The sequence below is a fragment of the Burkholderia sp. AW33-5 genome, from assembly GCF_053427615.1.
Genome location: NZ_JBSAXA010000019.1, coordinates 28443 through 41479, shown reverse-complemented (window position 1 = coordinate 41479; position 13037 = coordinate 28443). Strand labels below are relative to the sequence as shown.

Genomic DNA, 13037 nt, shown 5'->3' with positions numbered 1-13037 from the left:
GCAATGGGTCGATCGATCAATCTGGAAGGCAAGGTCGCGCTGGTCACGGGCGCATCGAGCGGCCTCGGGCAACGGTTCGCACAGGTGCTGTCGCAGGCCGGCGCGAAGGTCGTGCTCGCGAGCCGCCGCGTCGAGCGCCTGAAGGAGTTGCGCGCGGAAATCGAGGCGGCGGGCGGTGCCGCGCACGTCGTGTCGCTCGACGTCACCGACGTGCAGAGCATCAAGGCGGCCATCGCGCACGCGGAAACGGAAGCCGGCACGATCGACATCCTCGTGAACAATTCGGGCGTCTCGACGATGCAGAAGCTCGTCGACGTGACGCCGGCCGATTTCGAGTTCGTGTTCGACACCAACACGCGCGGCGCGTTTTTCGTCGCGCAGGAAGTCGCGAAGCGGATGATCATGCGCGGGAACGGCAACGGCAAGCCGCCTTACCGGATCATCAACATCGCTTCGGTAGCCGGGCTGCGCGTGTTTCCGCAGATCGGGCTGTATGCGATGAGCAAGTCGGCGGTCGTGCAGATGACGCGTGCGATGGCGCTCGAATGGGGCCGCCACGGAATCAACGTCAACGCGATCTGTCCGGGCTATATCGATACCGAAATCAATCATTACCTGTGGGAAACCGAGCAGGGCCAGAAGCTGCAGTCGATGCTGCCGCGCCGGCGCGTCGGCAAGCCGCAGGATCTCGACGGGCTGTTGTTGCTGCTCGCGGCCGACGAGTCGCAGTTCATCAACGGCTCGATTATCTCCGCCGACGACGGCTTCGGCCTCGCCTGAGTGGATGACATTCAGCAACAAAGAAGACTGCAATGAGCGAATATTCCCCCGTATTTGAAATGTCGATGCCGATCCGCTGGGGCGACATGGATGCATTCGGCCACGTGAACAACACGGTCTATTTCCGCTACATGGAACAGGCCCGGATCTCGTGGTTCGAGCAACTCGGCATCGCGGGCGGCAACGGTGAGGGGCAGGGGCCCGTGATCGTCACGGCGTCGATGGAGTTCCTGAAGCAACTGCACTATCCGGGCGACGTGATCGCGAGGATGTCGGCCGCGAAGCCCGGCCGCAGCAGCTTCGACACCGGTTTCGAGCTGACGCGCGCGGACGATCCGGAGCACGTCTATGCGCGCGGCAACGCGCGCTGCGTATGGGTCGACTACGCGCTCGGCAAGTCGGTGCCGTTGCCGCAACTGCTGCGCGACACCATCGAGCGCGCGCTCGCAGCGAAGGTCGGCTGAGCGCGGCGGCACCGAAGCCGGCGCCCGGGCGCCGGTGTGTCGCCATTTCCCGTTGATCTCCCGAATCGGCCGCTTCACGCGGCCGATTGCCATTCCGGGGTGCTTTTACTGGCCGAGCAGGCGCTGCAGCAGTTCCGGCGTATTGTTCGTGCCGTACTTGCGCATCAGCCGCGCCCGATAGATGTCGACCGTGCGCGAACTGATGTCGAGCACGCGCCCAATCTGCTTGCTGGTCTTGCCGGTCGCGAGCTGCGCGGCGATCTCGCGCTCGCGCGGCGTCAGCTCGACGGCGACGCGGCGCGTCGCGCTCAGGTCCTCGAACGTCCAGACGCCGGCCGCGAGCGGTGCGGTGCGGTCGAGCGCGCGGCCCGTCACGTGGCACCAGAACAGCTCGCCGTCGGCTCGTTTCATGATTCTGTCATCGGCGTAGGTGCCGTTCGCGATCATCACGCGCGAAATGCGCTCGCCGATGCGCTGGAATTCGTCCGGCGACGGATAGAGCACTTCGTACGACTTTCCGATCAGATCGGCCCGCGCGCAGCGGAAGATCGACGCGAGCGCGTCGTTGCAGTCCTCGATCACGCGGTCGCGCGACATCACGAGGCCGAGCGGCGCGAGGTGAAAGGCAGTCTGGTAATCGAGAGCGGGCATGGCGCAGGCAAGCGGAGGCAAACGCTTATGTATTTTTGCGTATTGTGCCGCATCCGCGCCGCATCGTACCCTTTCAGGCATCTCGCGGCGCCTTGTCGCGATATAAAAACAGCGCGCTTCGACGCAGGTATCGCCGTGCATGCATAGAATGATGCGGCGGGCTTGCGGCCCAGTGGGCGCGTGAACCGGTTTTGCTGGTTTCCATAGAGGAAGGGACATACAGATGAACAAAGTCTATCCAAGCGCGGCTGCCGCGCTGGAAGGGATCGTCCGCGACGGACAGACCTTCGCGGTGGGCGGCTTCGGCCTGTGCGGGATTCCCGAGGCGCTGATCGCGGCGCTGCGCGATTCCGCCGTCAAGGGCATCACCTGCATCAGCAACAACGCGGGTGTCGACGGCTTCGGTCTCGGCCTGCTGCTGGAAACCCGCCAGATCAAGAAGATGATCTCGTCGTACGTGGGCGAGAACAAGGAGTTCGAGCGCCAGTACCTGGCCGGCGAACTCGAACTCGAATTCACGCCGCAAGGCACGCTCGCCGAGAAGCTGCGCGCGGGCGGCGCCGGCATCCCCGCGTTTTTCACGAACACCGGCTACGGCACCGTGATCGCGGAAGGCAAGGAAACGCGCCAGTTCGGTGATCGCCACTACGTGCTCGAGCCGTCGCTGACGGCCGACGTCGCGCTTGTGAAGGCGTGGAAGGCCGACAAATCCGGCAACCTGATCTATCGCCGCACCGCGCGCAACTTCAACCCGATGTGCGCGATGGCGGGCAAGATCACCGTGGCGGAAGTCGAGGAGATCGTCGAGAACGGCACGCTCGATCCGGATCAGATCCATACGCCGGGGATCTTCGTGCAGCGCATCGTGTTGAACGCGACGCCCGAAAAACGCATCGAACAACGCGTCGTACGCGCGAAAGGAGACTGACATGGCCTGGAATCGTGACCAGATGGCCGCGCGCGCGGCGAAGGAACTGCAGGACGGCTTCTATGTGAACCTGGGCATCGGACTGCCGACGCTCGTCGCAAACCACGTGCCGGCGGGCGTCGAGGTGTGGCTGCAGTCGGAAAACGGCCTGCTCGGCATCGGCCCGTCGCCGACCGAGGACGAAGTCGACGCCGACCTGATCAACGCCGGCAAGCAGACCGTCACGACGCTGCCGGGTTCGTCGATCTTCTCGTCGGCCGATTCGTTCGCGATGATCCGCGGCGGCCACATCAACCTCGCGATCCTCGGCGCGATGCAGGTCAGCAAGACGGGCGATCTCGCGAACTGGATGATCCCGGGCAAGATGATCAAGGGAATGGGCGGCGCGATGGACCTCGTCGCAGGTGTGAAGCGCGTCGTCGTGCTGATGGAGCACGTCGCGAAGGGCGACCAGCACAAGATCCTCGACGAATGCAATCTGCCGCTGACGGGCGTCGGCGTGGTCGACCTGATCATCACCGATCTCGGTGTGATCGAAGTGACGCCGAATGGCCTGAAGGTACTCGAGCTCGCCGACGGCGTAAGCGTGGAAGAGATCCAGACGAAGACGGGCGCACCGCTCGATGTGAGCGCGGTCGCGTAAGCAACCGCTTTTCGGCACGACTCTCGACGCCCCGCGTTCCGCGATGGAACGCGGGGCGTTTTGTCATGGCCGCATACGCTACGCGATTGCACCGCCGCCGTCGATCAGCACCGTCGAGCCGGTCGCATAAGGCGTTGTCGCCAGATACACGATCGCATTCGCGACGTCCTCCGGCTGGCCCACGCGGCGTGCCGGAAGGCGCTGCGCGGCGCCCGCGTACATCGCGTCGCGCGCATCGGGCGCGAGCTTGTCCCACAATGGCGTCGCGATCAGGCCGGGCGACACGGCATTCACACGCACGGGAGCCAGCTCGAGTGCAAGGCCGCGGGCGAGCGCCTCGAGCGCCGCGTTGATCGCGCCCTGCAGGACCGACGATGCGTTCGGCCGTACGCTGAGGTAGCCGGACACGAACGTCAGCGAGCCGCCGGGCGCGATATCGATCGAGCGTGCAACGCGGTATGCGCCCCAGAATTTGCTGTCCATCGCGGCTTGCGCGTCGGCAAGCGGCAGCGCGCGGACCGGGCCCGTCGCCGTCTTCGCGGCCGAAATCACGACGTGGTCGAACTGGCCGATGCGCGCGCAGAACGCATCGACGGCCGTCGTATCGGTGATGTCGAGCGCTTCGGCGCGGACTTGTGCGCCCGGCGCGACATCTGCATTGAACCGGGCCGGGTCGCGCGATGCAATCGTCACGACAGCGCCACGTTGTGCGAAAGCGTTCGCGGCGGCGGCGCCGATGCCGGAACTGCCGCCGACGACGAGTACCTTCTTTCCAGGGAGTGAATCGTTCATGGTGGTCCTTCCGAAGTGATGAGGTGAGCGCAATCCGGTCAGATCGTTTCGGCTTCGCGCAACGTCGACGGGCTGTGCAGGGCAAAGCGGGCAATGTCGTCCTTGCGCATGAAGGCAACGCCCGGATGCGATCGAGCGTAGTGCAGGAATGCGTCCCACGCACGGACCATCTGCGGCGTGCCGCTGATCCGGTCGTGCGCGCTGATCGACATCAATCGCCGCCGCTGTCCGGCTTCCGCGTACAACTGGTCGAAATCGAGCTTGATCTGCTCGAGGAACATCGTCGGCGAATAGTTGCGGCCTTCGATCAGCAGGATGTCGTTGTTGCGCAACGTGTAAGGAACGACCGCGAAATCGCGACCGTCGACGGTTTCGATGAAGGGCTCGTCGCGGCTGACGTCGTCGATGTGATACATGTAGCCGAGTTCCTGCAGCAGCGGCAGCGTGTTCGGTCCGCGCCGCAGCCAGTTGCAGTTGTAGCCGATCGGGCGCCTGCCCGTCACTGCTTCGACCATGTCGCGGGCTTCGGTGAGGAAGCGGCGCTCGTCGTCGCGATTCATCGCGAACTGCGATCGCCAGGTCGGGCCGTGCGCGGCCGCTTCGTGGCCGCGCGACACGATCTCGCGTGCCAGTTCGGGATGCCGGCGCGCGGCCTCTCCGATCATGTGCGACGTGACTTTCACGCCATGCCGGTCCCACAGGTCGAGAAGGCGCGGAATGCCTTCGCGATAGCCATATGCGAACCACGTGGCCGAGGCCAGATCGACTGGCACCGACGACGGGAATTCGACGGACGGGAACGGACTGTCCGCGCCCTTGGGCGGTTGTCCGCCGGCCTCGAACTGCATCGAGATCGAGATGACGAGGCGCGTGTCGTCCTGCCAGAACCCGCCGGTACCTGCCGATGCGGGGCCCGGAGTCGGGGCGGCCGTTGCCGACCCGGCGGCGCCCGCGGCCATCGCGATGCCGGCTGCCAGCCCGGCGCCCGCTTGTGCAAGAAACGTGCGGCGAGCCGGATGCGTTGTCGAACCGTGATTGCGGTGAGTCATCGTTTCCTCCGTCAGCCGACGAGCCCGAGCTGACGCATCAGCGTCAGGTTGTCCTCGATGTGCCAGTTTTCCGCTATCCGGCCGTGGTCGATCCGGTAGATGTCGGTCGCGATGAAGTCGATCGCCTGTCCGCTTCCGATCGTTCCATTGAACGTGCCGGTGAAATGTCCGCGAAAGTGCAGGTGCACGACGACACGGTCGCCCGCCACGATCATCTGTTCGATGTCGCAGCGCAGGTCCGGGATGGCCGTACGCATCGTGCCGGACGCCGCGAGCGGTCCCGCTATACCTTGCTCACGACCGGCCGGCAACGTTCGGTCGACGAAATCGGCCGCGAGTGCGGCGCGGGCGAGGGCGGCATCACCGGTATTCCAGAAGGTGCCGTAGCGACGCGCGGCGAGGATTTGCGCACGTGCCTGCGTAGCCGGCACGTCGGCCGCGACAGTCAGGCTGTGCGCATCGAGAAGGTCGGCGGCGCGGGACGCGGCAGGCGACAGCGCAACGACGCAGGCCGCTGCAGCGATGACGCGGCTGATCGGGCGTGCGATCGAACGAAAGGGGATCGACATGGTTTCGGGTGTCCTCTGGATGGCGTCGTGGGGCGACGCGGTACAGGTATGGTAGGTTTCCGTTTCGAGCTGAAATACGGGGAAAAGGCGAATGGATTCTTCGAAAAAAGGAAAGGGCGACGCAGGGCAGGTACCGCGATGCTGATCGACGATCTCCCGGCGCTCGATACGTTCGCGAGAATCGTGTCGGCCGGCAGCCTGTCCGCGGCGGCGCGCGAGCTTGACTTGTCGCTGTCCGTCGTCAGCAAGCGGCTCGCGCATCTCGAGTCGCAGCTCGGCGTGCGGCTGCTGCACCGGACGACGCGGCAGCAGACGCTGACCGACGACGGGGCGCAGTTCCATGCGCAGGTGCTGCGCATCCTGGCCGAGGTCGATCGCGCCGAAACGCTGATGAGCGACCGTCGCGGCACGGTCAGCGGCGTGCTGCGCCTGACGGCGCCCGGCGAGCTCGGCCGGCTGCGGATCGCGCCGCTCGTCGCGGCGTTTCAGCGGCAACATCCGGAGTTGATCGTGCAACTGATGCTGACCGACGCGATCGTCGATCTGCTCGCGCAGGACATCGACGTTGCCGTGCGAATCGGCAGCCTTGCCGATTCGACGATGATCGCGCGCGAACTGGCGCCGAATCATCGCGTGCTTTGCGCGTCGTCGAGCTATCTCGCCGTGCACGGGCTGCCGGCTCATCCGGCCGAACTTCGTGCACATCGATGCATCGTGATGGGCGACCAGCCTCGTACGGAGTGGCGGTTCGACGGTGCACAGGGCGCAGTGGCGGTCGAAGTGACGGCCGCGCTGCTGACGAACGACGGCGGTGCGGCTCGTACGTTGGCATTGGAGGGCGCGGGCATTGCGCTGAAGTCGATCTGGGACGTCGGTGCCGATCTCGAGGCCGGCCGGCTCGTGCGTGTGTTGCCGACATTCGCGGCGCCTGCGGCACCGCTCCATGCCGTCTATCCCGGTGGCCGTCACGTGCCGCTGCGCGTGCGGGCATTCGTCGATTTCCTGCGCGACCAGTTGCGCGAGGCGTGGCGCCGCAGTGCGTGAGCGGTCGCGAAGAGGCGTCGGATGACCGCGTCCGCGTCACGGCCCGTCGTTGCGAAGCGGTTTACAATCGTTCGCATCGGGCGGCGCGAGTGTTGCCCGCCGCACCGCACCCGTTCGACAGGATGCCAACGATGCCAACAACCTCAGCGAATCCTCCGGTTCCCCGTCAGCGACGCGTGCAGTGTGCGAGCGCCGCCGGCCTTCACCATGTCGCCTATACCGAATGGGGCGACTCCGCCAATCCTCGCGTGCTGGTCTGCGTGCACGGCCTGACCCGTTCGGGGCGCGACTTCGACCGGCTTGCCGCCGCGTTGTCCGATACGTATCGCGTCGTCTGCCCCGACGTCGTCGGGCGCGGACGCTCCGACTGGCTCGCCGATCCGCGACTTTATGCGATTCCGCAATATGTGGCCGACATGGTCACGCTGATCGCGCGGCTCGACGTCGAGTCGGTCGACTGGTTCGGCACGTCGATGGGCGGGCTGATCGGCATGGCGCTCGCGGGGCTTCCCGGTTCGCCGCTGCGCCGGATGATCGTCAACGACGTCGGCCCGCGCATCGAGCCCGATTCGCTGACGCGCATCGGCGAATACCTCGGCGTGCAGCCGCGTTTCGCGACCGAACAGGAGGGCATCGACTATCTGACGTCGCTATCGCTGCCGTTTGGCGCGTTGACCGACGACGAATGGCGCGAGATCAACGGGCCGTTGCTGCGCGAGCTGCCCGACGGGGGGTGGACGATGCGCTACGATCCGCGCATCGCCGAGCCGTTCAAGGCGACGACGCCCGAGCTGGCCGCGCTCGGCGAGGCCGCGCTGTGGCGCGCGATCGAGACCACCGACGCGTCGCTGCTCGTCGTGCGCGGCGAGCGTTCCGACCTGCTGTCGCGCGACACGGTGGCGGAGATGGTGCGTCGCGGCAGGCACGTGACGCAGGCCGAGATCCAGGGCGTGGGCCATGCGCCGGCGTTCATCGGCGATGACCAGATTGCGCTTGCCCGCCGGTTTTTCATCGAAGGCGGCGCATAAACGCGTCATAATATGCGGTTCGGCGGCACGCGGGCCGCGTCGTCGCCGATTCTCACCCACTCATACGACCGGAACATTCCATGGCAGTCATTCGTCACCACGTCGGAGCGCGTCTCTCCGAAACCGCGATCCACAACGGTACCGTGTATCTGGCCGGCCAGATCGCCGAAGACACCACCCAGGACATCAAGGGCCAGACGCGCGAAGTGCTCGGCCACATCGACCGCCTGCTCGCCGAAGCGAACAGCGACAAGGCACATCTGCTGTCGGTGCAGATCTACATTTCGGATCTCGCGAACTTCGAGGGCATGAACGCGGAGTGGGACGCGTGGGTCGCGCAGGGCAATACGCCGCCGCGCGCGACCGTCGAGGCGAAGCTCGCGGATCCGGCGCTGCTCGTCGAGATCGTCGTCGTCGCCGCGCAACGGAGCTGAGCGAAGCATTCCGATGACCGCAATGCGCCAGGCCGTGCGATGACCGAGTCCGTTTCCGCTTCTTCCGTCGCGGCACCGTCGTTCGACGACGTGCTCGCGTTCGTGCGCGAGCGTGCCGGTGACGCGCGCCTGTCGTCGGGCGAGCTGCTGGCCGATCATTCGGCGGGCACGGCGTCGATCATGCGCACGCTGAACGTCGATCCGCACGCGATGCAGGCGGCCGCGCTGTTCGTGCTGACGCCGCACCTGAGCGATCCCGAGCGGGAGCTGACCGAACGTTTCGGCGAAGAGGTCGCGCGGCTCGTATCCGACGTGCGCAAGCTGCTGCGGCTCGGCACCGTCAGCCTGCGCGCGGCGCAGAACGCAATGCCGGACGCCGGGCGCGACGCCGCCCAAGAGCGGCGCACGCAGATCGAGGCGTTGCGCAAGATGCTGCTCGCGTTCGCGCAGGACATCCGCGTGGTGCTGATCCGGCTGGCGTCGCGGTTGCAATCGCTGCGCTACTACGCGGCGGCGAAGATCGATCCGCCGCCCGACGTCGCGCGCGAGACGCTCGAGATCTATGCGCCGCTCGCGAACCGTCTCGGTATCTGGCAACTGAAGTGGGAGCTCGAGGACCTCGCGTTCCGCTTCGAGGATCCGGTCACCTACAAGCGCATCGCCAAGCTGCTCGATGAAAAGCGCATCGAACGCGAGGCGTACGTCGCGCAGGCGATCGAGCGGCTGCAGCACGAGCTGGCGGAAGCGCACATCCCGGCCGACGTGAGCGGGCGGCCGAAGCACATCTACAGCATCTGGCGCAAGATGCGCGGCAAGGAGCTCGATTTCTCCGAGCTGTACGACGTGCGCGCGTTCCGCGTGATCGTGCCGGACATCAAGGATTGCTACGCGGTGCTCGGCATCGTGCATCACCTGTGGCAGCCGGTGCCGAAGGAATTCGACGATTACATCTCGCGTCCGAAGCCGAACGGCTACAAGTCGCTGCATACGGTCGTGATCGGCGACGACGGCCGCGCGTTCGAAGTGCAGATCCGCACGCAGGAAATGCACCGTTTCGCGGAGTACGGTGTCGCCGCGCACTGGCGCTACAAGGAGGCCGGCGCGCGCGGCTATGGCGGCCAGTTCTCGGCAAGCGACAAGTACGACGAGAAGATCGCGTGGCTGCGCCAGCTGCTCGCATGGAAGGACGACGTCGAGGACGGCACGGAAGTATCCGGCGACCAGGCGTGGGCCCAACTGCGCGAGACGTCGCTCGACGACGACCACATTTACGTGCTGACGCCGCAGGCGCGGGTGATTGCGTTGCCGCAGGGCGCGACGCCGGTCGATTTCGCGTACCACCTGCACAGCGAGCTCGGCCATCGCTGCCGCGGCGCGCGCGTCGACGGCGTGATGGTGCCGCTGAACACGGCGCTCGCGAACGGCCAGACGGTCGAGATCGTCGCGGTGAAGGAGGGCGGGCCGTCGCGTGACTGGCTGAACCTGCAGCTCGGCTACCTGAAGAGTTCGCGTGCGCGGCAGAAAGTGCGTGCGTGGTTCAACTCGATCGAGCAGGAAGAGAACATCGCGCATGGTCGCGCGCTCGTCGAAAAGACGCTGCAGCGCGAGGGCAAGACGTCGGTCAATCTCGACAACCTCGCCGCGAAGCTCGGCTTCAAGTCGCCCGAGGAACTGTTCTCGGTCGTCGGCAAGGAAGAATTCAGCCTGCGCAACGTCGAGCATGCGCTGTCCGATGCGCCGCCGCCCGAACATGCGCCGGAGGCGCCCGCCGATTTCGAGAAACGCAGCAGCGGGGCGAGTGTCGCGCACGGCGCGTCGACCGGCGTGCTGGTGGTCGGCGTCGATGCGCTGCTGACCCAGCTTGCGCGCTGCTGCCGTCCGGCGCCGCCGGACCCGATCAGCGGCTTCGTGACGCGCGGCAAGGGGATGTCGATTCACCGCAGCGACTGCCCGACGTTCCGGCGCATGGCCGAACGGGCGCCGGAGCGCGTGTTGCAGACGACCTGGTCGGCCGACGTGCTGGGCGGCCGTGGCGCGTCCGTCTATCCGGTCGATCTGATGATCGAGGCGAGCGACCGGCAGGGCTTGCTGCGCGACATCTCCGAAGTGTTCGCACGCGAGAAGATGAACGTGGTGGGCGTGAAGACGCAGAGCCGCCGGAATGCGGCATTCATGCAGTTCACGGTCGAGGTGTCGAATTCCGCGCAGGTCCAGCGCGCGTGCACGCTGCTCGGCGAAGTGCCGGGTGTCGTGCGGGCGGGGCGCAAGACGTGATGTCCTTGTAAATGGGGTTGGAGCGCGATCATTTTGCTGCGACCGCATAAAAACGCTTGCCAAGTGAACGGTAGCTCCATATAATTTCAGCTTCTCTAGGCTCGTAGCTCAGCTGGTTAGAGCACCACCTTGACATGGTGGGGGTCGTTGGTTCGAGTCCAATCGAGCCTACCAACGAATTGAGAATGCCCGGTTTCCGGGTGTTCGATGCAGTAAATAACTCAACGCGAACAAGGCGAATACGGTTATGACACCGCGAACGTTGACCGAAACCTTTTCGGAGCGACGCTAGTCGAGGAACCCTTTCGCCCTTTCAGTTTGAGTGAAGTATCGAATGCGGCCCCTCGAAAGCGGGGCCGCATTTTTTTTGTCGCGAAATTTTCGCGCGTGACTTTGATATCGCGTGCTTGGTCTGCCGCCCACTGTCGGCATCACGGAGATTGCTATGGTTTCGATACGCTTGCCTGACGGCTCAGTTCGACAATACGAGCATCCGGTGACAGTTGCCGAGGTTGCGGCCTCGATCGGTCCCGGCCTTGCGAAGGCTGCGCTTGGTGGCAAGCTCGACGGCGAGCTGGTCGATACGTCCACGGTCATCGATCGCGATGCGTCGCTCGCAATCGTCACGGGCAAGGATGCCGACGGTCTCGACATCATCCGTCACTCGACCGCGCACTTGCTTGCCTACGCGGTGAAGGACCTGTATCCGGATGCGCAGGTGACGATCGGTCCGGTGATCGACAACGGCTTCTACTACGACTTCTCGTATAACCGCCCGTTTACGCCCGAAGATCTCGAAAAGATCGAAAAGCGCATGCAGGAACTCGCGAAGAAGGACGAGCCCGTGACGCGCCGCGTCGTGTCGCGCGACGAGGCGGCCGGCTATTTCCGCAGCCTCGGCGAGAAGTACAAGGCCGAAATCATCGAATCGATTCCGCAAAGCGACGAAATCAAGCTGTACTCGCACGGCGGCTTCACGGACCTCTGTCGCGGCCCGCACGTGCCGTCGACCGGCAAGCTGAAGGTCTTCAAGCTGATGAAGGTCGCGGGCGCGTACTGGCGCGGCGACTCGAAGAACGAACAGTTGCAGCGCATCTACGGTACGGCCTGGACGAAGAAGGAAGATCAGGATCAATACCTGCACATGCTCGAGGAAGCGGAAAAGCGCGACCACCGCAAGCTCGGCAAGCAACTCGACCTGTTCCACATGCAGGAAGAATCGCCGGGCATGGTGTTCTGGCATCCGAAGGGCTGGGCGTTGTGGCAGCAGGTCGAGCAGTACATGCGCCGCCGCGTGAATGAAGCCGGCTACCAGGAGATCAAGACCCCGATGATCATGGACCGCTCGCTGTGGGAGGCGTCGGGCCACTGGCAGAACTACCGCGAGAACATGTTCACGACGGAGTCGGAGAAGCGCGACTACGCGATCAAGCCGATGAACTGTCCGGGTCACGTCCAGGTGTTCAAGCACGGCCTGCGCTCGTACCGCGACCTGCCGCTGCGCTACGCGGAATTCGGTTCGTGCCATCGCAACGAGGCATCGGGCGCGCTGCATGGCCTGATGCGCGTGCGCGGCTTCGTGCAGGACGATGCGCACATCTTCTGTACGGAAGACCAGATCATTGCCGAGTCGATTGCGTTCAACAAGCTCGCGATGAGCGTGTACGGCGATTTCGGCTTCGAGCACATCGACATCAAGCTGTCGCTGCGTCCCGAGCAGCGCATGGGCTCCGACGAAACGTGGGACCGTGCCGAGCAGGGGCTGCGCGAAGCGCTGACGGCCTGCGGCCTGTCGTGGGAAGAACTGCCGGGCGAAGGTGCGTTCTATGGACCGAAGATCGAGTACCACATCAAGGATGCGCTCGGCCGTTCGTGGCAATGCGGCACGCTGCAGCTCGACATGATGCTGCCGGAACGCCTCGGTGCCGAGTACGTCGCGGAAGACAACAGCCGCCGCCGGCCCGTGATGCTGCACCGTGCGATCGTCGGTTCGATGGAGCGATTCCTCGGCATTCTGATCGAGCACCACGCTGGTGCAATGCCGGTCTGGCTCGCGCCGTTCCAGGCAATTGTGCTCAATATCGCCGAAAGTCAGGCGGAATACGCACAATCTCTGGCCCAAACGTTGCAAAAACAAGGGGTTAGAGTGGCGGCCGATTTGCGCAACGAGAAGATTAGCTATAAAATACGCGAGCACACGCTGGAAAAGGTGCCTTATCTCCTCGTCGTGGGCGATAAGGAGCGTGATGCGCAAACGGTAGCCGTGCGTGCCCGTGGCGGCGTCGATCTTGGCGTTATGCCGATCGAAGCCTTCGTTGAGCGTCTGCAGGAAGACCTGCGCTCGTTCAAGTAACCGCCCTGGCAGCGCGGCTCGTTTTTTT

The 13037-nt window shown here is 64.9% G+C and carries 13 protein-coding genes and 1 tRNA gene; 10 read left to right on the top strand and 4 right to left on the bottom strand.

The features are described from left to right. Positions 1-3 precede the first annotated feature (3 nt). Positions 4-780 carry an SDR family oxidoreductase gene (locus tag ACV22V_RS24880; RefSeq protein WP_059533114.1) on the top strand — a complete coding sequence of 259 codons (777 nt, stop codon included), beginning with the start codon at positions 4-6 and terminating at the stop codon, positions 778-780. Positions 781-812: 32 nt separating this feature from the next. Then, complete coding sequence (locus tag ACV22V_RS24875) at positions 813-1244, top strand: acyl-CoA thioesterase (RefSeq protein WP_059533112.1); 432 nt, start codon at positions 813-815, stop codon at positions 1242-1244. 105 nt (positions 1245-1349) lie between these two features. Here ACV22V_RS24875 and ACV22V_RS24870 read toward each other — a convergent pair whose 3' ends face one another. Next, positions 1350-1895: a LuxR C-terminal-related transcriptional regulator gene (locus ACV22V_RS24870; RefSeq protein WP_059447349.1), complete on the bottom strand. Its 546-nt coding sequence runs from the start codon at positions 1893-1895 to the stop codon at positions 1350-1352. A 223-nt stretch (positions 1896-2118) separates the two neighbouring features. Between ACV22V_RS24870 and ACV22V_RS24865 the strand changes: the two genes are divergently transcribed. Together ACV22V_RS24865 and ACV22V_RS24860 are read left to right on the top strand one after the other, a co-directional pair. Then, on the top strand, positions 2119-2823 hold the full coding sequence (locus ACV22V_RS24865; RefSeq protein WP_059533110.1) for a CoA transferase subunit A: 705 nt from the start codon (positions 2119-2121) through the stop codon (positions 2821-2823). Position 2824: 1 nt separating this feature from the next. After that, the gene (locus ACV22V_RS24860) at positions 2825-3466 is read left to right on the top strand and encodes a CoA transferase subunit B (protein ID WP_059533109.1); all 642 of its coding nucleotides are present in this window, start codon (positions 2825-2827) and stop codon (positions 3464-3466) included. Between the two features lie 78 nt (positions 3467-3544). On the opposite strand, the gene ACV22V_RS24855 is transcribed toward ACV22V_RS24860, so the two are convergent. From ACV22V_RS24855 to ACV22V_RS24845, 3 genes are read right to left on the bottom strand one after another with little or no spacing between them, the layout of a single operon-like run. Next, positions 3545-4258: an SDR family oxidoreductase gene (locus tag ACV22V_RS24855; protein WP_059533107.1), complete on the bottom strand. Its 714-nt coding sequence runs from the start codon at positions 4256-4258 to the stop codon at positions 3545-3547. Between the two features lie 38 nt (positions 4259-4296). Next, positions 4297-5307: a polysaccharide deacetylase family protein gene (locus tag ACV22V_RS24850; protein ID WP_448015791.1), complete on the bottom strand. Its 1011-nt coding sequence runs from the start codon at positions 5305-5307 to the stop codon at positions 4297-4299. Positions 5308-5318: 11 nt separating this feature from the next. Further along, positions 5319-5876 (bottom strand): ester cyclase, encoded by a 558-nt coding sequence (locus tag ACV22V_RS24845; RefSeq protein ID WP_448015790.1) that lies wholly within the window; start codon positions 5874-5876, stop codon positions 5319-5321. A 138-nt stretch (positions 5877-6014) separates the two neighbouring features. On the opposite strand from ACV22V_RS24845, the gene ACV22V_RS24840 reads away from it, so the two are divergent. From ACV22V_RS24840 to thrS, 6 genes are all read left to right on the top strand, one after another. Then, positions 6015-6920, top strand: coding sequence for a LysR family transcriptional regulator (locus ACV22V_RS24840; RefSeq protein WP_059533101.1), 906 nt, complete (start codon positions 6015-6017; stop codon positions 6918-6920). Positions 6921-7051: 131 nt separating this feature from the next. Continuing rightward, complete coding sequence (locus ACV22V_RS24835) at positions 7052-7948, top strand: alpha/beta fold hydrolase (protein WP_448015789.1); 897 nt, start codon at positions 7052-7054, stop codon at positions 7946-7948. 80 nt (positions 7949-8028) lie between these two features. Further along, positions 8029-8382, top strand: coding sequence for a RidA family protein (locus tag ACV22V_RS24830; protein ID WP_014897238.1), 354 nt, complete (start codon positions 8029-8031; stop codon positions 8380-8382). 39 nt (positions 8383-8421) lie between these two features. After that, positions 8422-10656, top strand: a complete 2235-nt coding sequence (locus ACV22V_RS24825; protein ID WP_448015788.1) for a RelA/SpoT family protein — start codon at positions 8422-8424, stop codon at positions 10654-10656. A gap of 97 nt (positions 10657-10753) precedes the next feature. Continuing rightward, positions 10754-10830 (top strand) — tRNA-Val (locus ACV22V_RS24820). A 271-nt stretch (positions 10831-11101) separates the two neighbouring features. Then, complete coding sequence (gene thrS / locus ACV22V_RS24815) at positions 11102-13009, top strand: threonine--tRNA ligase (protein ID WP_448015787.1); 1908 nt, start codon at positions 11102-11104, stop codon at positions 13007-13009. Positions 13010-13037: the final 28 nt, after the last annotated feature.